The sequence below is a fragment of the Pseudosulfitobacter sp. DSM 107133 genome (assembly GCF_022788695.1).
GTDB lineage: Bacteria > Pseudomonadota > Alphaproteobacteria > Rhodobacterales > Rhodobacteraceae > Pseudosulfitobacter.
In genome coordinates, this window is sequence record NZ_CP085154.1 from 589833 (window position 1) to 615491 (window position 25659).

At 59.7% G+C, this 25659-nt stretch carries 26 protein-coding genes and 1 tRNA gene; 7 read left to right on the forward strand and 20 right to left on the reverse strand.

Features of this window, described 5'->3' with window-relative positions; genetic code table 11:
* The first annotated feature begins 88 nt into the window (after window positions 1-88).
* Window positions 89-529, forward strand: coding sequence for a homoprotocatechuate degradation operon regulator HpaR (hpaR, locus tag DSM107133_RS02815; RefSeq protein WP_114292393.1), 441 nt, complete (start codon window positions 89-91; stop codon window positions 527-529).
* A gap of 4 nt (window positions 530-533) precedes the next feature.
* On the opposite strand, the gene DSM107133_RS02820 is transcribed toward hpaR, so the two are convergent.
* Both DSM107133_RS02820 and DSM107133_RS02825 read right to left on the reverse strand, forming a co-directional pair.
* The gene (locus DSM107133_RS02820) at window positions 534-974 is read right to left on the reverse strand and encodes an aldehyde dehydrogenase family protein (protein ID WP_240310435.1); all 441 of its coding nucleotides are present in this window, start codon (window positions 972-974) and stop codon (window positions 534-536) included.
* Complete coding sequence (locus DSM107133_RS02825; protein ID WP_240310436.1) at window positions 935-1186, reverse strand: aldehyde dehydrogenase family protein; 252 nt, start codon at window positions 1184-1186, stop codon at window positions 935-937. The genes DSM107133_RS02820 and DSM107133_RS02825 overlap by 40 nt, the downstream gene beginning before the upstream one ends.
* Before the next feature lie 121 nt (window positions 1187-1307).
* Between DSM107133_RS02825 and DSM107133_RS02830 the strand changes: the two genes are divergently transcribed.
* The 6 genes from DSM107133_RS02830 to DSM107133_RS02855 all read left to right on the forward strand — a co-directional run bounded on the left by DSM107133_RS02830 (window position 1308) and on the right by DSM107133_RS02855 (window position 5857).
* Window positions 1308-2105: an IclR family transcriptional regulator gene (locus DSM107133_RS02830; protein WP_114292394.1), complete on the forward strand. Its 798-nt coding sequence runs from the start codon at window positions 1308-1310 to the stop codon at window positions 2103-2105.
* The gene (locus tag DSM107133_RS02835) at window positions 2102-2575 is read left to right on the forward strand and encodes an aminotransferase class III-fold pyridoxal phosphate-dependent enzyme (protein ID WP_114292395.1); all 474 of its coding nucleotides are present in this window, start codon (window positions 2102-2104) and stop codon (window positions 2573-2575) included. The genes DSM107133_RS02830 and DSM107133_RS02835 overlap by 4 nt, the downstream gene beginning before the upstream one ends.
* Complete coding sequence (locus DSM107133_RS02840) at window positions 2572-3285, forward strand: type 1 glutamine amidotransferase (RefSeq protein ID WP_114292396.1); 714 nt, start codon at window positions 2572-2574, stop codon at window positions 3283-3285. The genes DSM107133_RS02835 and DSM107133_RS02840 overlap by 4 nt, the downstream gene beginning before the upstream one ends.
* Before the next feature lie 119 nt (window positions 3286-3404).
* Complete coding sequence (locus DSM107133_RS02845; protein ID WP_114292397.1) at window positions 3405-4397, forward strand: NADPH:quinone reductase; 993 nt, start codon at window positions 3405-3407, stop codon at window positions 4395-4397.
* Window positions 4394-5710, forward strand: coding sequence for a mechanosensitive ion channel family protein (locus DSM107133_RS02850; RefSeq protein WP_114292398.1), 1317 nt, complete (start codon window positions 4394-4396; stop codon window positions 5708-5710). Before DSM107133_RS02845 ends, DSM107133_RS02850 begins: the two co-directional genes overlap by 4 nt.
* 72 nt (window positions 5711-5782) lie before the next feature.
* Window positions 5783-5857 (forward strand) — tRNA-Gln (locus DSM107133_RS02855).
* Between the two features lie 271 nt (window positions 5858-6128).
* Here the strand turns inward: DSM107133_RS02855 and DSM107133_RS02860 are convergent.
* The 18 genes from DSM107133_RS02860 to DSM107133_RS02945 all read right to left on the reverse strand — a co-directional run bounded on the left by DSM107133_RS02860 (window position 6129) and on the right by DSM107133_RS02945 (window position 25620).
* On the reverse strand, window positions 6129-6830 hold the full coding sequence (locus DSM107133_RS02860) for a DUF4376 domain-containing protein (RefSeq protein WP_114292399.1): 702 nt from the start codon (window positions 6828-6830) through the stop codon (window positions 6129-6131).
* Complete coding sequence (locus DSM107133_RS02865) at window positions 6827-7276, reverse strand: tail fiber assembly protein (RefSeq protein ID WP_114292400.1); 450 nt, start codon at window positions 7274-7276, stop codon at window positions 6827-6829. The genes DSM107133_RS02860 and DSM107133_RS02865 overlap by 4 nt, the downstream gene beginning before the upstream one ends.
* Window positions 7276-15003: a phage tail protein gene (locus DSM107133_RS02870; RefSeq protein ID WP_243253578.1), complete on the reverse strand. Its 7728-nt coding sequence runs from the start codon at window positions 15001-15003 to the stop codon at window positions 7276-7278. The genes DSM107133_RS02865 and DSM107133_RS02870 overlap by 1 nt, the downstream gene beginning before the upstream one ends.
* Window positions 15004-15414, reverse strand: coding sequence for a hypothetical protein (locus DSM107133_RS02875; protein ID WP_114292402.1), 411 nt, complete (start codon window positions 15412-15414; stop codon window positions 15004-15006).
* Window positions 15411-16067, reverse strand: coding sequence for a hypothetical protein (locus DSM107133_RS02880; protein WP_114292403.1), 657 nt, complete (start codon window positions 16065-16067; stop codon window positions 15411-15413). Before DSM107133_RS02880 ends, DSM107133_RS02875 begins: the two co-directional genes overlap by 4 nt.
* 2 nt (window positions 16068-16069) lie before the next feature.
* A complete protein-coding gene (locus DSM107133_RS02885) occupies window positions 16070-16657 on the reverse strand; it encodes a hypothetical protein (protein WP_162791971.1) in 588 nt (195 codons plus the stop codon).
* A 71-nt stretch (window positions 16658-16728) separates the two neighbouring features.
* Entirely contained in the window at window positions 16729-19434 is a 2706-nt protein-coding gene (locus tag DSM107133_RS02890; RefSeq protein WP_114292405.1) for a phage tail length tape measure family protein, read from the reverse strand.
* A complete protein-coding gene (locus DSM107133_RS02895) occupies window positions 19431-19622 on the reverse strand; it encodes a DUF1799 domain-containing protein (RefSeq protein ID WP_240310437.1) in 192 nt (63 codons plus the stop codon). Before DSM107133_RS02895 ends, DSM107133_RS02890 begins: the two co-directional genes overlap by 4 nt.
* A gap of 152 nt (window positions 19623-19774) precedes the next feature.
* Window positions 19775-20104, reverse strand: coding sequence for a hypothetical protein (locus DSM107133_RS02900; protein WP_114292407.1), 330 nt, complete (start codon window positions 20102-20104; stop codon window positions 19775-19777).
* A 16-nt stretch (window positions 20105-20120) separates the two neighbouring features.
* Window positions 20121-21050 carry a phage tail tube protein gene (locus DSM107133_RS02905; protein ID WP_114292408.1) on the reverse strand — a complete coding sequence of 310 codons (930 nt, stop codon included), beginning with the start codon at window positions 21048-21050 and terminating at the stop codon, window positions 20121-20123.
* A complete protein-coding gene (locus DSM107133_RS02910) occupies window positions 21047-21223 on the reverse strand; it encodes a hypothetical protein (RefSeq protein ID WP_162791972.1) in 177 nt (58 codons plus the stop codon). Before DSM107133_RS02910 ends, DSM107133_RS02905 begins: the two co-directional genes overlap by 4 nt.
* A complete protein-coding gene (locus DSM107133_RS02915; protein WP_114292409.1) occupies window positions 21220-21657 on the reverse strand; it encodes a hypothetical protein in 438 nt (145 codons plus the stop codon). Before DSM107133_RS02915 ends, DSM107133_RS02910 begins: the two co-directional genes overlap by 4 nt.
* Window positions 21657-22085: a DUF1320 domain-containing protein gene (locus tag DSM107133_RS02920; RefSeq protein ID WP_114292410.1), complete on the reverse strand. Its 429-nt coding sequence runs from the start codon at window positions 22083-22085 to the stop codon at window positions 21657-21659. The genes DSM107133_RS02915 and DSM107133_RS02920 overlap by 1 nt, the downstream gene beginning before the upstream one ends.
* An 89-nt stretch (window positions 22086-22174) precedes the next feature.
* Window positions 22175-22567 (reverse strand): HI1506-related protein, encoded by a 393-nt coding sequence (locus DSM107133_RS02925; RefSeq protein ID WP_114292411.1) that lies wholly within the window; start codon window positions 22565-22567, stop codon window positions 22175-22177.
* A 10-nt stretch (window positions 22568-22577) separates the two neighbouring features.
* Window positions 22578-23471 carry a Mu-like prophage major head subunit gpT family protein gene (locus DSM107133_RS02930; protein WP_114292412.1) on the reverse strand — a complete coding sequence of 298 codons (894 nt, stop codon included), beginning with the start codon at window positions 23469-23471 and terminating at the stop codon, window positions 22578-22580.
* 14 nt (window positions 23472-23485) lie between these two features.
* Window positions 23486-23923 (reverse strand): hypothetical protein, encoded by a 438-nt coding sequence (locus DSM107133_RS02935; RefSeq protein ID WP_114292413.1) that lies wholly within the window; start codon window positions 23921-23923, stop codon window positions 23486-23488.
* Window positions 23923-25038 (reverse strand): phage protease, encoded by a 1116-nt coding sequence (locus DSM107133_RS02940; RefSeq protein WP_162791973.1) that lies wholly within the window; start codon window positions 25036-25038, stop codon window positions 23923-23925. The genes DSM107133_RS02935 and DSM107133_RS02940 overlap by 1 nt, the downstream gene beginning before the upstream one ends.
* A gap of 66 nt (window positions 25039-25104) precedes the next feature.
* Window positions 25105-25620: a phage virion morphogenesis protein gene (locus tag DSM107133_RS02945; RefSeq protein ID WP_114292415.1), complete on the reverse strand. Its 516-nt coding sequence runs from the start codon at window positions 25618-25620 to the stop codon at window positions 25105-25107.
* Between the last annotated feature and the right edge of the window lie 39 nt (window positions 25621-25659).

Here is a 25659-nt window from a genome sequence, read left to right on the forward strand (position 1 = left end):
CATTGTTATCTATAGAGCGACTTGCTTAACATCGCAATTATTTTCAGATCGAGTAAATCTCAGCCATCACGTCAAGGATTCTCTTCTTATGAGCCAGAAACTCCCCAGCACCAGCCGCTCTTTGCCGATTGCCTTGATGCACGCGCGCGAAGTTGTCATGGAGCCGATACGCGAGATGCTGTTGGCCTCTGGTCTGACCGAGCAACAGTGGCGGGTTTTGCGGGTTCTGGAAGAGGCGGGTCCGCTGGATGCCACGACGCTGGCGCAGCGCACGGCATTGTTGCAGCCGTCGTTGACGCGGATCATGCGCGGGATGAGCGCAAAAGGACTGGTCACGCAGGTCAAGGTCGCGCAAGACCGCAGACGGCAAGAGGTGGCCATTACCGAGGCGGGAATAGCATTGATCGCTGACAACGCAGGGCGCGCCGCCGAAATCGCTGAAAGCTGGCGTGCGCATCTGGGAGCGGCCCGTTTTGAATTGCTACTGGACCTTCTGGCCGACCTGGCTGACCAAGATCCAGCGCAATAACCCCTTACAAAGCGATCCAGGCTGTTTTCAGGTCTTGATACTTTTCTATGGCATGCAGACTTTTGTCTGACCCGTTGCCCGATTGCTTGTGCCCTGACAGCGGCACGGTCAGATCTGCGCCACCGTATGTGTTCACATGCACAACACCCGACCGGATGGCCGCGATCATGCGGTGCGCGCGCGACAATCCAGCGGTAAACACGCCGGCGGCAAGCCCCAGTGTACCGGGGGCTGTCGGGGCAATCTCGCCGTATTGTTTGTCGATGGCTTCGGCATAATACCGGAAAGTTGCGGCGCAGGACATCGCCTCGGCCTTGAGTGCCATGGCGATTTCGGTGCCGTTGTCGCGCACACCCAGAACCGTCAGCGCAAGGGCTTCGGCTTCGATCAGATCGGCCAGTCGCATCAGCACCTTCTTGCGTTCAGCGGGGGCTGTTTGGCCCATGTCCCTGCCTCGAAGGTGCGGCGCGCGGCGGCGACCGCACGGTCGGCGTCGGCTTTGGTGCCTGCTGCAATGCCGGTCAGCCGTGTGCCGTCGATGGGCGAGAACACGTCGATCAGTGCGCCGGATTGCGCGGCAACATGCTGGCCGTCGATCAGATGCATTTGATCGGGGATGGAGAGGGTGCGCAATGCGTCGATTGTGGCTTGATCCAAGGGGTGTCCTCTCAGGGTGGTTCATTATTTGAACTAGCGGTTTCAGAAATATATTGAATTGCAAGGCGAGTCGCGCGAACCTTTGCGCAACACATCTCGCGCCAGGGAGGGCGCACGCCGTATGTCCACGATCGCCAAAGCCTTGCACCTGCTTGACCTGTTCACGCCTGCGCGCCCGGCCTTGGGGTTGGGCGAGGTGCAGCGGCTGGCGGGGCGTGACAAGGCAACGGTGCACCGTCATCTGGTTGCTTTGGCCGATGCGGGGTTTCTGGAACAAGACGCAGGCACGCGTGCCTACCGGCTGGGCCATGCGCTGACACGGCTGGCCGCGATGCGGGCGCGCACCGTTGATGCGGGCGATATGGTGTCTTCGGTGGTCGAGACTATCGCGCAGCAGGCGGGCGAACTGGTGCACCTGTCCCAGCTGCGCGGCTTTGATCTGGTCAGTATCTGCTACGCCGAACAACACGATCACCCGGTGCGCGTCAGCTTTGATGCCAACAGCCTGCCGCCGCTGTTCGATACGTCCTCGGGCAAGGTGATTCTTGCCTTTTCATCCGAGGCCTTCGTGAAGGCCGCAACCGCGGATCATTCCGCAAGGCGTGGCGTGCAGGTGCAAATGGACGCAGTGCAGCAAGACGTTCTGTCGGTGCGTCAGGCCGGTTTTGCCAAGACCCGCGATGTGCTGGAGCAGGGTGTGTCATCGGTTGCGATACCGGTGTTTGATGCGCAGGGCAGCGTGTCGGGTGCCTGTTCGATCGCCTTTCCCACGGCACGGGGCCACAAGCCCGAAGACATCGCGGCCCTGCTGGTGGCGCACGGATTTGATCTGACAGCGCGGCTTGGGGGCATTGTGCCGGCAAATATCACATATATCTGGAACAACGGGCACAGGGAGCCAGAAAGGTCCGAGACATGAAGGACAGCAACTTCCTGAAAGAAAACAACGCGCGGCACATGTGGCATCCGATGGCGCACCCCGCCGACAGCATGGCCAACCCGCCAGCAATCATCACCGGCGGCGCAGCGGCTGCCGTTGCGGCGGTCGAGGAAATCATTCGCATCAAGCCGTGGGAAAACGCGGCGGCCATGGGGGCAAAGCTTAAGGCAGGCTTGCACGCGCTGGCCGATCATCACGAGATTATCGGTGACGTGCGCGGCGAAGGGCTGATGTGCGCCATCGAATTCGTGACCGACCGCAAGACCAAGGCACCGGCGGCCAGTGCCGCCGGGCTTGCGTTCCAGAAAGCCGCTTATGACGACGGCGTGATGATCCGTGTGTCGGGCAACAACGCGATCTTTTCGCCGCCTCTGGTTATTGATGCCAGCCATGTGGAAAAGATCCTGTTGGCGACAGAAACCGGCCTGAAGGCAATGGTTTCGGCATGAGCCGTCTGAAGCTGGGCATTCTTCAGGTCAACCATGACCGCAGCATCGAGGTGGGAGACGCCTTTCCCGACGATTCCCACCGCTTTCGCGATCTGTTTGATGCGCAGGACCAGCGGTTCAGCTATCGCGTCTATATGGCTGTCGGCGGCGAGGTGCCGCAGGATGTCGACGAGCAAGATGCCTATCTGATCACTGGCAGCCCGGAATCGGTGCTGCACGGGATGGACTTTCTTGCCCCGCTTTACGATTTCATCCGGCGGGCCGATACCGCGCGCAAGCCGTTGTTGGGGGTCTGTTTCGGCCATCAGGCGATTGCGGTGGCTCTGGGCGGGACGGTCGCGCAGGCAGACTGGAACATCGGCGTGGAAACCCACACGTTTCTTGAGCAGTTCGACTGGATGCAACCCGCGCAGGAGGATCTGAACCTGCACAGCTTTCACCACGACACGGTGACACAGCTGCCCGAAGGATGCCGACGCATCGCGCATTCCCCCGGTTGTATCAACGCAGGCTTCGCCAAGGGCGATCATATCATCACCACGCAGGGTCACCCCGAGTTCACCGACCGGTTCATGGCGGGTGTTCTGGACGCCACCAAACATGTGCTGTCGGCCACCGACGTAGAAGTGGCCGAGGCCCGTGCAGGCATGGACTCACATGGCGACATCTTTGCCGCTTGGGCGACGCGATTTTTCGGCGGCAGTCCGTAAAGGCGCGCGCCGAAACCATAGCAATGGACCTGCCCAAGACCGATTCCAACCTGCGCCACGCTGGCATTTCGCAGCGGCGGGGGTAGTCTGTCGTCAAGACATTGAAGGGAATCAATTTCATGCGTTCTATTTTCTATGACCGCTTTGGCCCGGCGGCCAACGTCCTGAGCCTGACCGACAGGCCGACCCCCGAACCCGGCGCCGGCGAGGTTCTGGTCGATCTGAAATTTTCCGGCGTAAACCCTTCTGACGTCAAGGCGCGCGGCGGCACCCGTCCGGGCGTGACCAAACCACCCTTTCCCCGGATCACCCCGCACAGTGACGGGGCGGGTACGATTTCGGCTGTGGGCGCGGGGATTGATCCTGCGCGCATCGGTCAACGGGTCTGGATCTGGAACGGGCAGTGGCAGCGCGCTTTTGGCACCTGCGCCGAACAGATTGCCGTGCCTTCCGAACAGGCGGTTGAACTGCCCGATGGCGTTGACATGCAGACGGGTGCAAGCCTTGGTATTCCGGGGCTGACGGCCTGCCATGCGGTGTTCGGCGGCGGTGACGTGCGCGGCAAGACCGTGCTGGTGCAGGGCGGTGCCGGCACAGTGGGGCTGCTTGCGGTGCAGCTGGCGCGTTGGGGCGGGGCGCATGTGATCGCCACGGCGCGCGGGGCAGGGGCAGAGCGCGCCCGCGCTGCCGGTGCCGCCGAAGTCGTGGATTTCACCGACACCGATCTGACAGCCAAGGTTTTGGCCGCCAGCGATGGCAAGCCGGTCGACCGCATAATCGAGCCCGAGTTTGGCACCAATATCGCCACGGACATCGCGCTGATCGCCCAGGGCGGCACCATCGCGGCCTATGGATCAGCCGCCCAGCCGCGCGCGGATTTCAACTTTCTCGAATTGATGTTCAAAGCGGCAACCGTCGAAGCCATCCTGATCTACCTGCTGCCACCGGACCAGCGTCAGGCGATCATCAGACGCCTGCACACTGCGCTGAGCGACGGCGCATTGCGCATTCCGGTTGAACAGGTCTTTGCCCTGTCCGACACCGCCGCCGCCCACGAAGCGGTGGAAAAAGGCGCGCGTCACGGCGCGGTGCTGGTCGAGGTGGGCAAATGAACATGTTGCGCCATCTGCTTGCAGTCCTGACGCTGGCCACGGTGCTTTGCGCTCCGGTCTGCGCCCAGACAACGTCACAGCCCCAGGGCGAGATCACCGTCGAGGACAGCGCCGAACAGGATGCCGCGATTGCCGTGCGCATCCGCGATATCATGGCCGAACTGGACGGCTATTCAAACGTCACGGTTACGGTGTCTTCGGGGATCGTGACCCTGCGCGGTACGACGCTGGATGCGGCCACCGCCACACGGCTGAACGATCTGGTCGGCCGGGTGAAGGGTGTCGTCGCCATCGAAAACGAGGTGACAGAGACCACAGATGTGGTCGAACGGCTGAACCCGGCCTACGAGCGGTTCAAGACGCGGATGATGCAGGCCGTCGCCATGGTGCCGCTCTTGGGCGTGGCGCTGCTGGCCTTTGCTCTGGTGGTGCTGGCAGGCGTATTGCTGGCCCGTGCGAAATACCCATGGGAGCGCATCGCACCCAATGCGTTTATCGCGGATATCTACCGCCAGATCGTGCGGCTGGTGTTTGTCGTCGCGGGCATTGTGATCGCACTGGACATTCTGAACGCCACCGCGCTTTTGGGCACCATTCTGGGGGCTGCGGGGATCGTCGGTCTGGCCATCGGTTTTGCAGTCCGCGACACCGTTGAAAACTTTATTGCCTCGATCATGCTGTCGTTCCGCCAGCCGTTCCGCCCCAATGACACCGTCGAGATCGAAGGCGACGTGGGCAAGGTCATCAGCCTGACCAGCCGCGCCACGATCCTGCTCAGCTTTGACGGCAACCAGATTCGCATCCCCAACTCGATGGTCTTCAAAAGCCGGATCATCAACTACACCCGAAATGCCGAGCGCCGCTTTGTCTTTGACGTGGGGGTGGCCCCCGCGACCGATCTGGCCGCCGCCAAGGCGCTGGCGCTGGAAACAGTGAACAAGCTGCCCTTTGTGCTTGCCACACCCGCCCCTGCGATCTGGATCGAGACCATCGGCGACAGCACCATCGGTATCCGTGTCACCGGCTGGATCGACCAGCACGAAACCGGCTTTGCACTGGCGCGGGGCGAATCGATCAGGCAGGTGCTGATTGCCTTCGATGCCGCGGGAATCGAAATGCCGGAGCCGACGTTCCGCGTGGTATCCCCTGCCAGCAAGCCCGACGCCCCTGCCAAGCCCGCGGTTGTCATTCGGGAGGTCGAAACCGAGGACGTTCAGTCGACGCAGAACGAGGCATTGGAGAAAATCGTGGATCAGGAACGCGCCGAGCGGGCGGACAAGGATCTTCTGACACGGGAAGGCGAAGAAGAATGAACACGTCATGTACGATTTGCCGGTTTTTGGGCTTGCACCTGCGGCAAGTGGGCATTAATTAGCGCGACACGTTGGGATGTAGCCAAGTGGTAAGGCAACTGTTTTTGGTACAGTGTACCGTAGGTTCGAATCCTACCATCCCAGCCACTTCTTCTTGCACCAGTGAACCAAGCACCCGGAGCACCCCCGTCGCCGGGAATGCCCCTGTTTTATGCCCCAGCAACCTATGCGGGTGCTACGGGTAGCTGAAAGCCATAACCTACGAGCCGGTTACCACATGGCCACGGGCTAGAGAGCTCTCCAGTTGTAGCGCGAAGAAAATGTTGGCAGAAAAACGAAGCTTATTTGTCAGCACTTTTAAGCGCCATTAAACGGGGTGTGAACAGCATCAGAACGTTGAGTAGCTGTCGCGAGCAAACTAGACGGGAACATACCCCGGCCAATGGATATCCTCAGCGAAATCGAGAACCGGCTCTGCTGCATCCTTCAAAGCGCGGGCTGCGAAGATGTGCAGGCTCTCATGCTCGGCAGCCGCCTGGCCAAAGGCAAAGCAGGTCTGAGCATCCATTGTCACCAACGTGTTGTCCTGAGCGATCCATGCAAAGGGATCCTCGCCGCCATGCCAGTACAGGTCATCAACCAAAGCCCCTGCCCCAATCGCGAAACCGGCAAGCGTTGCTGCACCCGTGATGCGAGACTTTGACACTTCGTCGAAATCGAAGGTGTTTCCTTGGAACTCAAAACCGGCCGTGATCCGTCTGTTCCGTTCTTGAGTGATCTTTCGGTTGAGGATTTCGGCCTGCATATTCTCGGTCAGACCCAGCTCCTCGCCGAAGGTTTTGATCGGTCGGGGGTCGATCTCAGGGGGCAAACCGGCTTCTACGGCTGTTCTGACTGCGTATGGCACGTCATATTCGGTCAGGATTGCCTCTTGGGTCAGCTGATCCTGAGACAGCACCGCGACAGTCGCCAGATCGACGGTGCGACTGTCGCGCTCCTTGACGGCTGTAAGGGCCAGTATCGTCAGACCGAAGGGCCACGGTGTTTCCAGACCAAAGGACTGTGTGTGATGCGTCTCCAATACGTCGGCGGTTGCGATGTGGGCGTGGATGTTCTTCATGCGTTTACCTCAGTGGGTCGAGTGGGCCAGGTGATCGTGCTGGGGAAACCTCCCTGCTGGGGAACATCCCGAAGTGCCTGCCGATAGGTGGCAAAATCAGTAACACAAGAAGCTGATAGCGCTGTGTCGGGCAGCTGGGTCCAGTCGCACTCTGCCAAAAGTGTGTCTCTTTGCGTCCGGTATTCTTCCGACTCCGAACTGTAAAACCACGGATCAGCCAGCAGGCCTGAAAATGATACGTCCCCGGTAGAGGGATCATAGTAATACTTGTAATCAGTCGTTTCGTCCGGGTCGAAGGGGAGACCCGAAGTGTTCTCAACCGCCGTTTCACTGGCCGAATGTTCTTGCAGAGAAAGATCAGCATCTGCGGCCTCGCCCCATCTAATAATCGGGCGTGCTGATGCTGTACCAAGGGTGTTGTCATAAACTAGAAAGAGAGTAGGCATCAGCGTTTCCTCTGTTGAACAGTGATCGAGGGCCAGACAATGATCGGCGCAAACGTATTGATTTTCTCAGGGGTTCGTTTTGCTTGTAGGGTATAAGTGGCTGCCCCAGTTCCGGTGTCTGTATCCAGAGCCTTCAAAGTGAAAGAATTACGAGAACCGCCGAAGCACGACCCCTGCCCCCAAGTAGGAGAGACCAATGTCGAACCTCTAACAACTCTAAGCTGGGCGATTGCTCCATACTGACCACCTCCTGAGCGGTCTGCTCCGATGGCGCCACTTACTTCGATGTGAGTTTGATAACCTTGGCGGTTGAGAGTTACAGAAACCAAGTCATCCCATACAGTCTCCGAGGCAGGGTAGAAATACTCATAGGAGTAGGCTGAAGCTGGGACCGTGATGGCGTCTCCAGCAATCTGCAAGGTTCCAACCGCCAAGTCCCCGATCGCCCCGGATTCTGCTGTGATCGAACCGGTGATGATCTTCTGGCCGTCGATGTAGGTTGTGCCACGCGGCTTGTAGTCCTGTGGCTGTGTGGCGTCACCATGGGTCTGAGCCAGCATCCAGTTATGCAGATACATATAGCTGGTCGTGCTGGAAGTGGTGGCACTCTTCTGGATGTAGATGTCGACGTATTTGGCAGTCGCTGGCGCGGTTGCCTTCATCCAGCGTCGGGGCCAGCTAGACGGGTCTGTTGTGCTTCCAAAGAAACTTCCGAAGGCTGATGTATCCGAAGAAATCAGGGCTCCCGCAGAATCTCTCCAGATCATGTAAAGCGTACCGGTGCATCGCTGCGAAGAAACGTAAACCGACATCTCATAGGTACGCCCAGGCTCAACCTCGTGATAGTACAGGGTGCCGTCCTGCTTCTTAGGGCGGGCATAAACATTGGCGAAGCCTGTTGAATCGCCGCTGTCTTGGAACAACCTGATTGTTGGACGGACGCCGTCTGTATAGGTCAAGCCAGCAGCTCTCACTTCCAGGGTTGTATCAGCGCCAGCGTCTCCGTTTTTACCAATGGCAAAGTGCTCTAGGCCGTCTGCATAGTCGGTGTTGAACAGCATATTGCTAGAGTTTCCGGCCGCAAACTTGTCAGCGCTGAGCAGACCCTTTGCAAAAATGGTGTCGGCTGACATGGTGATGACGCTGCCGCCTCCGGTCGCGTCGTCCCAAGCCACAAGTTCCAGCTCACCAACGGAACCGCCAGCCTTGGCGCGGAATGTGTAGACAGCCGAGGCATTGCCTTCGAGATCGGCAATCGCTGATCCTTGGGCGGCGATGGTCGCGCTTACCCCGCCCGCATTGACGTCAAGTTGGGTCATCAGAACGCCAAGGGCAGTTCCACCGTCAACGGTCAGCGCTTTGATGTCGTCGATCTCACCGGACACAATCGAGTAGTCGGTAATGTCTTCGATCCGCAGGTTTGTCGCTTCAACCCAATCGCCCGAAGTCTTGCCACTATAACCGACGCGCAGGCGTGCTTTGTTGTGATCAGTACGCCCCGTGATTGTGACATCTGTGCTGACCCGCACGAAAGTTGAGCCTACCGTATCGGGTAGAGACACCGTCAATGATATGTGGTTATCCCCAGCCTCGTTGTTTGTGGAGAGGGCCAGGTTGACGTTGCCGGAAGAGGTATTCGACCGAACCAAAGCACTTAACCGATAGGTTCGTCCTTCAACGTATCCAACTGGTCTAAAAGTGGAATAGAACCCTCCACTGCTGTCATCGTCAGTGACCTTCACAGCGGTCGGGCTGGGAACACCAGATTGACCGTGTGTAACGACTGAAACCGTCGCCCCGAGGCTGCTTGAGAAATTGGCATCGTCCGTGACGTCCGGGTCAAAAACAAGGTTGCCAGTTGCATATACGCCAGCGGTCGTTGCTGCTGACACCGCCAATCCTTGAGCGACAACCGCTTCGGCCCGCGCTCCGTCGGCATTGGTCTCGCTGGTTGCGGCATTGCTGGCCGAGGTCGATGCCTCGCCCGCTTTGGTGGTGGCGGTGTTGGCGCTACTGTTCGCGGCTGTGGCGCTTTCACCGGCTTCGGTGGCCTTTGTAGACGCCAGACTTGCCGAATTGGACGCAGCGGTGGCACTGCTGCCCGCATTCCCTTCGCTGGTGGCGGCATTGCTGGCCGAAGTGGATGCGGCGCTCTCAGACCCGGCCGCGTTGCTTGCACTGGTGGCTGCTGCCGTCTCGGCACTCTCTGCGCCGGATCGGGCTGTCTCTGCCCCAGTGCGGGCCGTTTGGGCGGCCGATGCCTGCGTGCCGGCCGCCGTCTCGCTGGCGGCGGCGTTGGACGCACTGGTGGCGCTGGCTGCGGCACTGGCCTCTGCGGCCAGGCTGTCGGTCACATCCTCAACGTGGACATCTGTGATCTCAAACCAGTCACCCGAACCACCTGCGTAGTCCATCACCCGATATCTCAGGGTTCCTGTGGTGGCCAGAGTTGTGGTGTCCTGAGTAACGCTAACTTTGCTGAACTCGGTAGTGACTGCTGAGATTTTGGTATCCACCTCTGAGCCATCGTCCTGAAGGATGAAATAGATGGAGCCTGCATGCGACGAGCGGATCATCATTGTCAGCCTGATCTTACGGTTCACCGGAGGAACGATGAACGGAGCCATCGCATCCAGATACAAACCAAAGCTGTCACCATCACCTGTCGCTCGATACGCTTTTGCGGACGCGGGTTCTGTTTGACCGTGGGTAACGACAGTGGCGACACCACCGGAAGAGCCAGATGTCTTGGTGTCATCAATGGCTGAAGGATCACCATAGATGTTACCTGTGGATCTGATTGCTGCCAGATCGGATGCCGAAGCAGCCACACTCGCACTGCTGCTGGCGCTGTTGGCCGAACCCAGCGCGTTGGACTCGCTTGATGCAGCATTGGACGCACTGGCGGAAGCGTTGCCCGCTGCTGTTTCAGCCAGATTCTTCTGGGTGGTTGCCGTAGTCGCGCTTTCTCCAGCCTCGTTGGCCTTGGTTGTTGCGATACCTGCCGACGTCGAAGCAGCGCTGGCGCTGTTACCTGCGTTGCCCTCACTGGTGGCAGCTAGAGAAGCGGAGTTGGAAGCAGCACTAGCTGACCCCGCCGCGTTGGTTTCGCTGGTAGCTGCGTTGGTCTCGGCTGTCTCTGCGCCTGAACGAGCCGTCTCGGCCCCTGTACGGGCTGTCTGGGCCGCGCTGGCGCTGGAGCCAGCCGCTGTTTCACTTGCGGAAGCATTCGAGGCGCTGGTGGCCGCTGCGCTGGCGGCAACTTCAGCGGCGAGGCTTTCAGTCACGTCTTCAACAGTGATGTCAGTGATCTCTGTCCAAGAGCCGTTTGGAGCGCCTAAATGAAACCAGCGGAGACCGATGGCATAGGTCGGCAGGGCGTCATAGGTCACGTCAACTTCAAAATCCTGGAACGTGGTCGTGACGGCCCCGACCGACACATACTGGGATCCGCTGAACCCCCCTTCTTCAGGGCGTCGGGCAATCCCCACATTCAGAAATGAACCGGCATCGGAGCTGCGGGCTTTGAACCTGAAACGCAGGGTCCGACCTTGGAAGTCGCCAACCGGATAGGGCTGTGCATAGGCTCCGGCATCGTCATCGGCATCTGTAAAACGCAGGGCTTTAGACAGCGCTGGTTCTGACTGACCATGGGTCTCGATGCTCAGCGTTGCGCCAGCGGAGGCTGCCCAAAAAGCCAGATCATGCTCGAAGCTCGGATCACCAACAAGGTTTCGTTGAGCGCGTGACTCGGAAACCGTACCGGCTTGCGCTGCCACCGTCTCTGAAGACGCCGCTGACGATGCACTGCCCGCCGCGTTGGTTTCGCTGGTTGCGGCATTGCTGGCTGATGTTGAGGCTTCACCAGCTTTTGTGGACGCCACATTTGCACTGTTGTCTGCTGCGGTTGCACTTACCCCAGCTTCGGTGGCCTTTGTAGACGCCACACTAGCACTGGTTGAGGCAGCATCAGCACTGTCCCCAGCATTGTTCTCGCTGGTAGCAGCGTTGGAGGCACTTGTGGACGCGGCGCTTGCAGAAACAGCAGCGTTCGTTTCCGACGAAGCAGCGTTGGTTTCAGCTGTCTCTGCACCCGAACGAGCGGTCTCAGCGCCTGTGCGGGCAGCTTGAGCGGCTGAGGCAGAAGATCCCGCCGCCGTTTCACTTGCAGAAGCATTCGAGGCGCTGGTAGAGGCTGCGCTTGCCGCTGTCTCCGCATCGTCCTTTGCATCGGCGGCGACGATTGCCGAAGACGCCGCGGACGATGCACTGCCCGCCGCGTTGGTCTCGCTGGTTGCGGCATTGCTGGCCGAGGTCGATGCCTCGCCCGCTTTGGTGGTGGCGGTGTTGGCGCTACTGTTCGCGGCTGTGGCGCTTTCACCGGCTTCGGTGGCCTTTGTAGACGCCAGGCTTGCCGAATTGGACGCAGCGGTGGCACTGCTGCCCGCGTTCCCTTCGCTGGTGGCGGCATTGCTGGCCGAAGTGGATGCGGCGCTCTCAGACCCGGCCGCGTTGCTTGCACTGGTGGCTGCTGCCGTCTCGGCACTCTCTGCGCCGGATCGGGCTGTCTCTGCCCCAGTGCGGGCCGTTTGGGCGGCCGATGCCTGCGTGCCGGCCGCCGTCTCGCTGGCGGCGGCGTTGGACGCACTGGTGGCGCTGGCTGCGGCACTGGCCTCTGCGGCCAGGCTGTCGGTCACATCCTCAACGTGGACATCTGTGATCTCGGTCCAGGCCCCTGTTGGGGCGCCTGAATGAAACCAGCGGAGACCGATGGCATAGGTCGGCAGGGCGTCATAGATCACGTCAACTTCAAAATCCTGGAACGTGGTCGTGACGGCCCCGACCGACACATACTGGGATCCGCTGAACCCCCCTTCTTCAGGGCGTCGGGCAATCCCCACATTCAGAAATGAACCGGCATCGGAGCTGCGGGCTTTGAACCTGAAACGCAGGGTCCGACCTTGGAAGTCGCCAACCGGATAGGGCTGTGCATAGGCTCCGGCATCGTCATCGGCATCTGTAAAACGCAGGGCTTTAGACAGCGCTGGTTCTGACTGACCATGGGGCTCGATGCTCAGCGTTGCGCCAGCGGAGGCTGCCCAAAAAGCCAGATCATGCTCGAAGCTCGGATCACCAACAAGGTTTCGTTGAGCGCGTGACTCGGAAACCGTACCGGCTTGCGCTGCCACCGTCTCTGAAGACGCCGCTGACGATGCACTGCCCGCCGCGTTGGTTTCGCTGGTTGCGGCATTGCTGGCAGAGGTCGATGCCTCGCCAGCCTTGGTAGTAGCGACCGTTGCACTTGCGGCCGCTGCCGATGCACTGCCTGCGGCATCGTCCGCTTCAGAGCTTGCGGTCGTAGCATGTCCAGCGGAAGTTGTAGCACTCGCAGCTGCTGCGATGGCTTCGGCTTCGGCGGCGCTGGCTGAGCTACTGGCGGCAGACGCGGCAGACGCTGCATTGGCGGCATTTGTTTCAGCAAGGACTTTCGCATCGACAGCGGCGGACGCAGCAGACGCCGCATTGGTGGCATTTGTTTCAGCAAGGTCTTTCGCATCGACAGCAGCGGCTGCGGAGACACTTGCAGCGTCAGCGTTAGCCTCGGCAGCGGACTGAGCGTTCTGGGCGGCATCACGAGCAGCCTGCGACTGGTCTCGCGCTGTCTCTGCATTGGTCGCCGCCAATTCAGCAGCAACATAGTCAACCTCAAGCTCTCCAAGATTGTTCTTTGTGAACCCGTCCACAAGAGCATCGTGGTCATCACGAACAGACTGGGCTTTGGCTTCGGTCTCCGCGAGATCAGCCGCCACCCCATCTGCCAATGCTTGGGCGTCCGCAATTGCCTGTGCGACATCGTCCCCCAAGTCACCGAGGCTGGGTTTCAGATCAGGCGTGGAAGCGGCTAGCCAAGGTGTCCAGGCGGTACTGCGGGTAGCAACAAACCGAGCGCGCACCTCGTAGTTCGTCGCGGGCAGAATGCTCTCGCTAATAATGACGGCCCCTGCTTCGACATCTTGGGTGCTACCGGCATTCACCAATGCAGCATCGGGAATGCGTATCTCCCATTGTACACCGCGCACATCTGGCTGGTCACCGTTCCAGGACAGACGCAGGGCGGGGCGGACATCTGTTCCGTCTGCGTTCGGGACACCCCAGCTCGTGACCGCAAAACCGGTCACAGTTTGCGGGGTGGGCTGGGTGACGATTGTCGGCACCAAGGCGACGGGCAGCTCATAGTCGGTGGACCAGTTCTCGTCGGCGGGATCGACTTCTCGCAAAGTAAGACGGGGCGTGCCGGTGAGTAAGGGATCGACGTTGGCATTGATTTCGAATGCCTTGGCCTCATAGCCGAAGCGTTCCGAAGCCCACGATACGCTATCGAGTGGTTCCAGCGGGACCGCATCAGATGGCAATGTGAGCGTATGGCGACGGAACCGGCGCTCATCTTCAACATAGTTGCGCATCACCCGCTGGACTTGGGTCGGATAGGGCGTTGCCGAGAGCGTCAATGCCCCCACGTTGCGTTGACCACCATCTTCGGCCTCATAGGTGTCATTGAAACGCGGCGGGGCGTCCCGAGGCTCCCAGAGGCTTTCGGGATCCGGGTAGGTCGCGTTCACGCCATTGATCGGTGCCGCGCCAGAAGTGAAAGGCGCAAACTTGTCATCCTCGGTTATGATCACATCGTCGTCGGTGAAAAAGTAGATCGGAAGGCTGGGCCCACCAAGGCGGATCTTCCAAACGCCGCCAACCTCTGAAACCTCACCCACAGCGCCGCGCAGGATATCCTCGATAACACCGCCCGGTTCGTCATCGACAAAGACCTCATAGGAGGCGCGGTACTGAGGCTCAGTGCCGCCAGCTTCGAGGTCGACTCCGAGGTCTGCCTTGTTCATCGCGGCCCACCAGACAGCCAGCGGCAGATCTTCCGCTTCTGCATCACCGCCCCATTTGTGCCCGCCGCCGAGATCGATGCCGCGCATGATATTGTAGGTCTGGACCGCTACGTTCTCTGACACCTCCCAGGTACTGACATCACCCCACCGGTGAGTGCCATCTCCGCCGACGCTGGTGTCTTTGCGCGGGTCATAAAGCGGAATGCCCCCGACCACGAAACGGACGCTGGGAAAGCTGGTGAACACGTCCCGTTTGAACTTGAAAGTCAATATCGCGTAGCAAATGCCGTTCCCGACCATTTCGACAGTCCAGGGGCGATCAGGGTCCGCACCATATTTGTCGACCAGCATCGGATCTGCGGAGGTCTGGGTCCCGTCATAGTATTTGATCCAGGCCTGACCACCGAAGCGTCCGCCAATTGGCGTACCATAGTCAGCGTGATCGGTGCCCTCGATCGGGACCTCTTCCCCGTCAAGAATGAGGCTCTCGAGGGTTTGACCGGGGATATCTCCCAATTCGATCACATAGGTGAGATAGGCATTTGGTCCACCACCCTCACCCGTATGGCTCATCGTAGGAGCGGCCAGCTGACCCTCGGTCGCATATCGACCAAGAACAAACGAGGCAGGTGTGATCCCACCGGTTTGGGTCTGCTGCGTGCGGATCCCCGGTTGCTGTGCCTTTGGCTGCTTTATCAGTGCTGCTTTCAGCGCGGACAAGGCAACCGATGTCAGCAACCTTCCCAAGAAGGTTGTTGTCAGAAACTGCCCGAAAGCAGATGCGACGAAGGTGGACGAAATGGCGCTCCAAGCGGCAAGAACGAGTCCCATCTAGACCTCCAAGGCCAAGATGGCGTCTGTCAGCGGGACGAGCCCAAGGCCTGCTGGACGAAGCACATAGACCGCCGCCCCCTGGACGATCCCCAGCGCTTGGCCTTCATCGGTTGCGATAACAGCGCCATCCCCCGCGTTCGCGACGGCCACCGGTTTTGATTTCAGATGGTGCTTGGCGAGTTCTACATGGTCGTTAAAACCGTCTTTACGCAGTATTCGAAGCCCTCCTCGAATAGTGGTGTAACGACCGCGATAAAGGGTGGCGTAATCCACGCCGGTCATCGCCCTGACCCCACCTGCCAAAAACAGAGCGCAGTCATTTTGACCTTCGGCAAATGGGCGGCGGCTGACCTCGCTGAGGTATTGGATCAAGTTGGCATGCCAGTCCTGGCGTCTTCCATGCGTCATCGTGTCGGCTCCCGTGGAACATATTTTGCAGCCGTCGGTGTCGGTTGGTTTGCGCGAGCCTCACCCCAGACTGTCTCGATGGATCCACTGACGTCGGTGTATTGCCGGAAAGCGTCATTCGGTTGCCGGTTCCGCAGAGCGGTATCCGACTTTTTGAGAGACAACGTCCGCGTGAGCGCAAGGGCCGAACTTAACAGGCTGATCTCTGCAACGCCTTCGCCGCCGACTTCAGGGCGCGAAATCTCTGCGCCCGCAACAAACCCTTTGAATATGCGAACCGGCTCATCGATCAGTTGTTGAGTGATCGGGTCAAAGTAGGCCAGGTGCATCTGACAGGGCGCTTGGCGCAGCTCATAGCCCAGAACCGCCGTCTGAACGGCCTCGGAAATCGAGGATAGGGTTAGGCGAGTGGTGCGGACACTCAATCCGACCTCACTGACCAATGGCGGAATTTTCAACAAATTGCCCGCCGCCAGATAGGTACGCACCTCCCCCTCCACAAGGAAGCCTTCGTGATCCGCACCCGTCCAGAAGCCGATGGTCTCCGCATCCCCGGTTGTCCGGTTTCGCGCCTGAAACCAGACCAAGAGGTGGGCATGCTGCGCGCCGCGCGCCTGAAGATGCGCCAGGATGTTTGATGGTAAAGTTCGCATGGCTATGTCCCCAAAGTCTGCTGAAACATGAAGCTCTGCCCTTCGTGGGTGAAGCGCGTCTGCTGCCCGCTGGAGACGCTGCCCGGCACGATCACTGCTTTGCAGAATGGCTTGATCAGGCGCACAATCGTATCCGTCACCGCTCCGGGCCGGATATTCGGGTTCACTTCAAAAAGGGGTGTGACGCCTGAACCATTTGCCGTGACGGAAATTTCCTGAATGCGATGCAGCGCGTATCGAACCGGAGTGCGGTACTCGAAAGACAGATAATCGCCCCTGCTGAGAACATAGCCTGAAGGCAGACCTTTGAGGCTGAGCAGCCGCGTGTCGGTATCCAGTGTTGCGATCTGGGGCGTTGCGGCGCCCAATATCGCACCGGTCGGATCCATAAGCGGGTATGCAAAAGCCGCGTGATAAGCGCAGAAGGATCGCCCCGGCCCCCGCACGGCATCGACCAGTGCAAGGGCGTCACGGGCTTCGGCGCGGGTCAGGCGGCCCAGCGTGACTTCGCCTTGCCAGAGGTCATTCCCGATGCGGCCGGTCAGCAGATCGCCGCCTGCTGCCCGTGACATCTCGACGGTTTCGGGCAATTCGAAAGACACTCTTGCAATGGGCAATTCGTCCATGAAATCGCTGGTTGAAAGCGGGAATGTCAAAGGCATCAGCCAACCCTCCGTGGGCTATCTGATATCTCGCTCACGCGACCAGGCAGCACATTGCGATCGTATTCTTCGAGGCCCCGGCGAATACCTTCCCGGACCCCCTCCATGATTTCGGTATTGCCGCGCGCGCCGGTCACATCGACGTTGATGGTGACGGGACCATTGTTGCCGCCCATGGGCGCAACCTGCCCATTGGCGGGGTTTCCAATCATGCCGCCCTTCGCCAAACCCAGCATCGGAGTACCGGCATTGATCGCCTCTAAAAGGGCACGGTTGCGCGATGTCGCGCTGGCGTTGACGACGAATTCACCAGTGGATCCCCACAACGGCACTTTGTCATCGCGGCTGCCACCGGTGCCATAGATCATGCCGCCGTCTGCGCGTTTCTGGGTCGACGCACCAAGATTGATTGCTTCCAAAAGAATGCGGTTGGGCGTTACTGCACTACCTTGTTCGGTAGGCTCACTGGCAGACGCATGTTGTTGTGTCGACGTACCTGAGTTGATCGCCTCCAAAAGGGCACGGTTGCGCGACGTCGCGCTGGCGTTGACAACAAATTCACCGGCGGATCCCCACAACGGCACCTTGTCGTCGCGGCTGCCACCGGCGCCATAGATCATTCCGCCGTCGGCTTTCTTCTGTGTCGGGAAAATTGCGCTGAAAATACTGGTGCCGCCAAACAGCGATCCAAAGGGCCCTTCGCCAAAGAGAGCTGCCTGAATACCTGCATCAATCAGACTGCCCGCGATATTTGCCAGCACGTCATCGAGCTTTTCGCCTTTTACAATAAGGCTATCGAGTGCGTTGCTGGTGATGTCCCCGAACAGATCGGCCATCTCTGTCGCGCGCTCGATCGCTGCTTCTTCCTGGATGCGTGCCGCGATCAGCTGTTGCACAGTTTTGCGTTCGGCATCCGTGGCAACGGCCAGAACCTTGCGGTTCTGGATCATTTCCTTCTGCACCGGGTCGGTTTCCGCCAGAAGATCACGTTGTGCCTCCAGCGAGATGATCAGATCATCAATCGCTTGCTGTTCGCGTTTCGAGGCCCGCTCTGCCGCGCGGTCGTTGCCTCTCCCTTTGCGGTCCACAGCGGTTTTTTCTTTCCGCCACGCCTGAAGCTCTTGATTATAGCGCTCCGCCTCGATGCGCGCGGAGACAAAGGCATCGCGTTCCTGTTCGATGTATCGTGCCGCACCATCAGGCAGCGGTGCGCCGCTGGCCGGACGGGTACGACTATCGAACTCCGCACCGGCGAGCGCACCAGCGCGACCGAGCGGATCGTCGCGGAATTCGTAGTTGATCCGGGCACGCTCAACATCGCCGACCCCCTGGTTGGCGAGTGCGATCGCGTTGGAAACCGCGCGGCCGAGTTCATTGGCCATGCGGCTGGCTTGATCCGCAGCGGCCGCGATGGCCGTCGCCATATCGACGGACGCCATGCCGTTGGCCGCATCCCATGCCCGCATGATCTCGTCTTTCATGTTCTGTGACATGTCGGCGGTGAGCTTGGTGGCAGCGTAAACCCGGCGTTCCTCTGCGACGCGGGCCTCGGCCACCCGGCGGCTGTCTTCGCCGTACTGGGCGATCAGGCGTTGAATGTTGGCTTCTGTTTGCAATTCTTTGATGAGCTGCTGAGCGGAGCTGAGTGCCTTGTTAGATGCGATACGACTTTGCGCATAGAACGCTCGCGATTTCATCTCCGCCCGTGACATTCCGTCTTCTAGCTCTTTAACTTTCCCCCGTTGCTGCTCCATTTTTAGCAGTGTTTCGGCGATCTGCTTGAGTATAGCTTCTTCAGCCGCGCTGATACCGCCTCGGGCCTCAGCCAATTGCTGAGCCGTGGACAGCATTTGCCGCATGATTTCGATCTGGCGGCCCAAATCACCCGCCGCACCGGTCAGCGCTGTTTGTTGCTCGAGAAATTCGGCTGTCAGGGCTCTGGCTTCTGTGCGCATTTCTCGCTGCTGGTCAGTAAACGCCAAACCGATGTTCAAATCGAAGAAATCAGCAATACCGGTGCGGCGATCACCGTCACCAGCGATCCCCATCAACTCTCCCAGAGAACTGGCAACCTGATCGATCGAACGTTGCGCTTCATTTCTGGATATCTGTTCAAGCAGACTGATTGTGAGTTGCAGGTCCTCACTGGCGGAACCGAACCGCTCTTTCAGTTGATCCGTTGTCATCAAGGCCAGATCAGCAGACTTGGCGTAATCAGATATCGCAGCGTCGAGATCCTCAAGCTGCTCCTCAAATTGCCCAGCGTTGTCGTTGGCAGACGCGGCGCTTGTTGCCCACTGCACCAATGCGGCCCCACCCGCGATCGCACCGATTGTGATCAGGTTGAGCGGGTTGATCATGCTGACTAGCGCCTGCTTGAGCATCATGCCTGCCTGCGCAGCCCCGGCATTGCCAAACACCTGGGTGATCTGTGTGCCTTGCTGGATCGCCAGTTGCAGCGGGTTCTGACCCGCAGCGAGCATCACCCCGATATCATTGAACTGAGCCGTGAGGTTCGAAACAGACCCGGCGGCAAAGGTGGTTTGGTCACCTAGTTCTTTTGCGCCCTTACCGGCGCCGCGTCCTTTGCGGCCAAAGCCTTCGGCCTCGGCCCCGGCCTTCTTGGCTTCATCCCCGATCCCCTTCAGGGTGATCTTGGCCTCCTTGCCGTCGATCGTAACTGTGCCCTGAACCGTGAATGTCACTGCAACTTCCTCATCACTGCTTCAATTGCTCCGGCCTCAACACATTGGATCTGCGCCCAAAGCTCTGGCGTGATCGTCACACCGGACATTTCCAAGCCGTCCCGCACGCCGCCGTAGTCAAGTCCGCAAACCCCGCCAAATGCGCCTGGTGTGCGAAAGAGCGACGAGATCCGGGTGAAAGCCTGCACCGCAGGCAGACACAACTCCCAGATCCCGCGATGGGGGCGGCGAATGATCTCCGAAGGAATACCCCAGCGCTCTGCATCCGACAGCGCATCGTCACCGTTTGACTGCTGCGACTGGGCCAGTGTGCCATCTATCCAGGCAGCACCGGCCCATTTCAGTTTCCCAAAAGGCCCGGCACGATCCCGTCGGTGTAGCCCTTGAGCAGTGCATTGCGCGCCCAGGGCAGACCAAGGATGTGTTCCTTCATTGCGTCGTTGAACGGCAATGGTTGTCTTTCCTCATCGACCAGGTCCCCGATTTCGACCACGGCTTCACGCAGAAGGTTCTTCTGGCCGTTCAGCGTCCGGGTGTCGTGTCCGCCCATGGTGTCGTCATCAAGCAGACGGTACGTTACCTTCATGCTCTGCTTTTCGTGCCCGCCATTGACCGGAACATTGACAGGGACGGTGTGGGTGAATGTCGGCGATTTATCGATGGTGAACATGGGAGCTGCTCCTGACTTAGGTGAGGGTAAGTGTGAACTGGTCGTTGCCGCTTGCGGGCAGCGGGATGCCACGCAGGGGCCATTCCTTAATGCCCTGCGCTTCGGTCAGACCTGTCGGACGCTGCATTTGCATCGTGGGCACATCGAGCGTCACGACATTGCCGCTGCCAATGCCGTGCACGAGCTGGAGGTCGACGGCGGTCTGGGCCTTGGCGAGTTGGAAAGGGTTGAATGTTGTGAGTGGTGTCGCTTCGATCTGAAATTCCAGCGTTTCGCTGCGGTCCACGATGATGACCTGCTCTGCCCCGATCAGGAAACGCGGTTGGACATCGTTCCCGGCGGCGAGGCTCAGGTTGCGCAAAACAAAATCGGTGCCATCGATGCTGAATTCTGGCGTGTTTGCGTTGGTGACGGCTTCGGGTTTTTTGAAGGCGCTGTAATCCGGGGTAATCCGGGCCACTTCCGACGGCATGGTGAACAGGCCCGTGAATTCAAACTCCAGATAAGGCAGGTCGGAGGCATTGAAGCGCAGCGTCACATTCCCCCGTGCGCCGGACACCGCATAGCGGGTGCTGCCAATCCACAGATAAATGGTGACACTTTCGTGGCCATCCGAGACCGGGTTGTAGACCACCGACGTACTGGCCGTGACCGTTTCTGCAAACGCGCAAGCGCGCAACAACGCGCCCCAGCCCGGCGCCGTGCCGCTTGCCCCTGATCCGGCGATCTCGACCTTGAAGCTGAGCTTAGTGTGCAGATCGAGCGGGATTGTCGGTTGGCCGCCCAGGTATCCGCGATCGAGATCACGGCTTTTGTCCTGGCCTTCCATCGGGGTCAGGGCCACTTCAAGAGCCAGAATTGCATCGCCGCCCGTTGGCACCGGATCGACCCCGTAGATGCTTTCGATCTTGGCCACGAGGATCTTGTCACGCCAGCGCATGGTCATTGATCTGTCTCCTTATCAGACCCTTTGACGGGGTCTTTAACAGTGGTTGAAGCCGCTTTTTCGATGTCACGGCGGGTCAGCTCTTTCGTGGGTTCCGCGATCTGTTTGAGCTCGGAACCCTTGCGGAGGTAACTGCCGCCTGAAGCGGGCAGCACGGGGCGTTTCTTGGTCATTGGGAAATCCTCAGTTGATCGGTGATGGTCAGGTCGATCTGCCAGCGCATCACGCCTTTTTGGAATTGAACCATGCCGGAGCGCACGAGTTGGAATACGCCAGTCTCTTCGCTCGGAGCCCAGCCACAGAGCGCCGCCAAAATCGCCTTCTCCAGCTCTTCGACATCATCCAGGGCTTTTTGCCCGTCTGCACCGCTCGTGCGGATCGACAACATGATATTGATGCCGCTTGCGGTCTCCTGACGGTAGGCACCGGTGGCAAGTGCGGGGCGACCGACACCAACGATGCCGGCGTAGAGGACGTGGGCAAACGTTGGGGCTTGCGGCTCGGACCCGCTGCGCAGAAGAGCTGCAAAATCACCGGCACCGCGCACGCGGTCTTGCAGTGCCGGCACATTGGCTTTCAGCTGCGCGATGATCAGATCGATCTGCATCAGATGAAACTCTTCATGCTGGTTTCTGTGAAAGGGCGTTCGCGGTCGGTAAACTGGGCACCGGATGTGCCCGTGTTGGCAGGCTCCACGCCATCAATCGGGAGGCGGAACATGCCACGGGCGATCTCGCGCAATTTGCGCTGTACTTCGTCATAATCGGCTTTGATCTTGGAGGTCGGCTCGTAGGTGTGCAGCCGCCAGATGGCCAGAACACAGGCCAGATCAACAATGGTGGGGGGCACCTCTGACAGGGGCAACACGTAGCGATCGGCAAGGTAGCCGTTGATCTCGGCATCTGCATGACCCAGAGCTTGTGCCACGGCATCAGCATCGATCGTCAGCGATTGCTGCTCTTCACGATCTGTCAGGTCGATCAGCAGACGCTCACCGACGCGGTCAATCAGATCATCTTGCGTGGCATAGGTCATCGATCAATCCTTGAATTCAGCCCGGTGGCCCGCAGCAGGCCACCGGGAAGGCCCCTCGCTCCCAAGTGAAGGGCATAGCGGCGAGGCCGCTATTTCGCGTTCTTCTGCCGAATGACTGTGAGCTCGGGCTCGGCCTCGAGGGCGGCGATCTGGTCATCTGTCAGATCCCCGACGCCGAAGGCGGTCGGCTTGGCGTCAAAGCGCATTCCGCAGCGCCAGAAGCCATTGGCGGGCCCGAGCACCTTGATGAACGGCCCGGCGTCAGCTTTACGCTGGGGCTTTTGGGTTGCGTCCTTCGGAGGCACTGCGGCGTTCGAAGCTGGACCCTGTTCGCTCGGGGCGGTTCCCGCGCCCGACGCCTTTGCCTCGGCCGCATCAACCCGCTTTTGCAGCTTCGTGTCGCCAATGTTGGCCTGGAAGGTCACGCCCAGTTCTACCGCGCGCGCTTCCAGAGCAATCCGTTCTGCTGTTCGCTCAGTCATCGGTCAGCCCTCACGCCAACCACGGCACCACCAGCATTTCGACCTTGCCTTTTTGGGTGTTGGTCGCGCCAGCAGCGTTGCGGTCAGCCTTCAGGATTTCTTCGGCGGCACCTTCAAGAGAAGGCCCAACCACCAGCAGATCGGGCACAATGCCCAGAGGGCGGGCGTAATCGCCCTTGAGCGACATCATGCCCTGGCGTGCGGCTTTGAAGCTCGCGGTGTCCAGGGTTTGCTTGGATCCGAAGGCCATTTGCCAGAAGCCGAAGCCGACATTGCACCGCAGGTCGGTGCCATAGACGTATTCCTTGCGATCAAAGACATTGTCGTCGGTGGGTTTGTCTTTTGCGACAAACTGGGGCTTTTTGCGTTCCTGATAGATCAGGGGTTTGATCGCGCGCCGGGTGTTCATCAGGAACCATGGGTCACCGGAGCCGCCACCGGTGTTGGATGCGGTGGTGGGCTGGCCATTGGCATCCAGCACCGGGTGATCGGTGTCGAAGAAATACTGGCCGTCATAGCATTTGGTTGCAAAGCCCGCCTTCAGCAGATCCCAGATCAGTTGATCCGGGTGCGCGGCCACGCTTTCGCCCATCTCGACGAAGAGCGGGTCATAGACGCCCAGATTGTCATCTTCGATGTCGTCGCGGTCAACGCCGATTGTCAGCTCAAAAGGTTCGTTCTTGATGCTGTAGTCGTGTTCGGCGATGCCCTGGATAGCGCGCGGGCCAACCCATTTGCGGACGTTGGGCATTTTGCCCAGCCAGCCGTAGCGGTTTTCCTTCGTGCTCGACGGCACAGTGGTTGCGACACGGCCGTATTGTGTATCAGCCTGTTCCAGGCCACGGTTAAACGAGCCATTGAAGCCAACGCGCAGCGCGTTCAGACTTGTCGAATTGATAAGCATCAGGGGTTCTCCTGTTAAGCGGTTGCAGCGCGGGTGAGACTGGGGTCGAACAGGACCCACACACCTTGCGCGTCGACAAAATCGATTAGCCCAGCCGGGGAGCGGGCACCGGTGTCGTCGGTTTTGGCTACGGTCTGGTCATCCACCGCGTAGCAGGGCTTGCCGATATCGGCGGCGGTGATCTCGTCCGCACCGGCCGAATTGGCGTAGCGGAACGAACCGGACTTCCACGAGACGTCCAGATCGCCGTTGGCACCTTCGCTGTTGTCCACGGTTTCTTCCGAACGCCCCAGGCCGATAAGGCCCGTTGCGGTCTGGCCTTCGACAGCGAAACCCGTCGCGTTGACCATCACCATGGCCCCTGCATAGATCTTGGTGGATGCTGCCACAGCGGTTGAACGCATTTGCCCCAACGCTTCGGGTGTGTTGCGACCTTCAGTCAGTGCGGTCATCAGAGCGCCTCCTCTACCTGGCCAAGTGCATCGCGCAACTTGGCGTATTCAGCGGGGTCCTGCCCCATCATGGCGGCCACCTGCGCCTCCGTGGCTGTCAGCCCGGCCTTGCCGGCAGCGCTCGACGAGGGCGGCTTGCCACCGGTGTGGGTCTCGCGCAGATCGGGCAGAGCGGTGATGATGCTTTCGCAAGCGTCGGCGTGGCCCTCCATGTGCAGAGACACCAGGTGTTCGCTGACCTCAGGGCTGATACCGGCCTTCCGACGCTTGGCGTCTTCGACGAACTCGGTCGCTTCGCGGCGTTTGCCATCGCCTTCCAGCCCATCCAAGCGGGCCTGCATGGCAGCAATCTGCTCGCCGCTCGTGGCACTGGTTGCCTTCACGGCCTGTGTTGCAGCGAGAATGGCCGCAGGGGATGCACCCGCTTGAAGGCCGACGACACCCGCGATCTGGTCCAGGGCCGATTGCGCCTCGGCAACTTGCGGTGCGTCGTCGTCTTCGGGCTTGGCCATGGCTTTCGCCAGCGCTGCGAGAACTTCATCCTCGGTCGCGCCTTCGGCCAGTCCCAGTAGTTCAATGAGTTTTTCGTGGAGCATGTCGCTGCCTTCCTGGTTGAGCACGGCAAGGCCGCGCAAATTGGGTCGATTGACGAGGCTGACCTCGCGGATTTTGGAGATTTCACGGCTGACTTTGTCGAGGATGATCACCGGCGAGAGCCTGCGGTAAGCACGGGACGCCACCAGCTCGCGACCGGCCTTGGTCCAGTTTACACGCGCCCAGATACCGTCTTCACGAGACTGCATCTCGGTGATCCAACCACGCGCCAGGGCGGGTTGTCCGGTCTTGCCGGTTTTGCCGATGGCGTGATCCTGGTCGATCGCGATTTCACCTTCAGCCATCGAGGCGGCGATGATCGCAGCTTCGTCCCGCACGAAGTAGGGCCCGCGACCGTCATAGGTCTGCAAAGACCCGCTGGCGCGCGGCAAGACGTGGACCCACTCGGGCGCATCGTCACCTTCAGCGATCTCGGGGAGCGGGTTTGCCGCCATAAATGCGATGGATTGTGCTGCGTTTGTCATGGCCCAAATATCGGCGGGGCGCAGATACAAAAACACCCGCAACGGTGTGCGGGTGCGATGACTTCAAACGTTGGTTTAACGTGCCTTCAAGAGGCAGTTCGGTCAACCACCTTCATCGGCGCGCTCCAACCAATCGCTGACCGTTTCGGTAATTGCGACCAGATCGTCAGGCCCGACGCCGATGAACGGGCGTGGCGGAATATTCCCCCAAGGCGTTGAGACAAAGAACTCCCGCCCATTCTTGTCGCGCCCGATCGTTGCGCCAAACTCACCCGCCTGGGCGCCAAATTGCATGACGGCCGCATAGATCATATTGGATCCCCAGGAGACGCTGGTCGCATCGTGCTGGGCAAAGATGGTGGTTGAGAGTGATTTGGATGGGCCAATCAACGGTCGGACACTGACGCTCTCATTTCGCCCCGCGTAGGCATCCAGCGTGGCTTGCGATTTCGGCGCCCAGGCTTTGCCATCGGGATCAGTTCCGTCGACGAAGTTCTGTTTGGTGCTTTCGATCATCAGCTCGCCGATGTCTTGCATGACACCGGTAAAATCTGTGAGCCGCAGAGAGAGCTGTGCAAAAGCCGCGTCCATCTCCGCCGTATTGAGTTTTAGGTCCATGATCACTATATTCCTCGTTGCAGGCGTGACACGGTGATA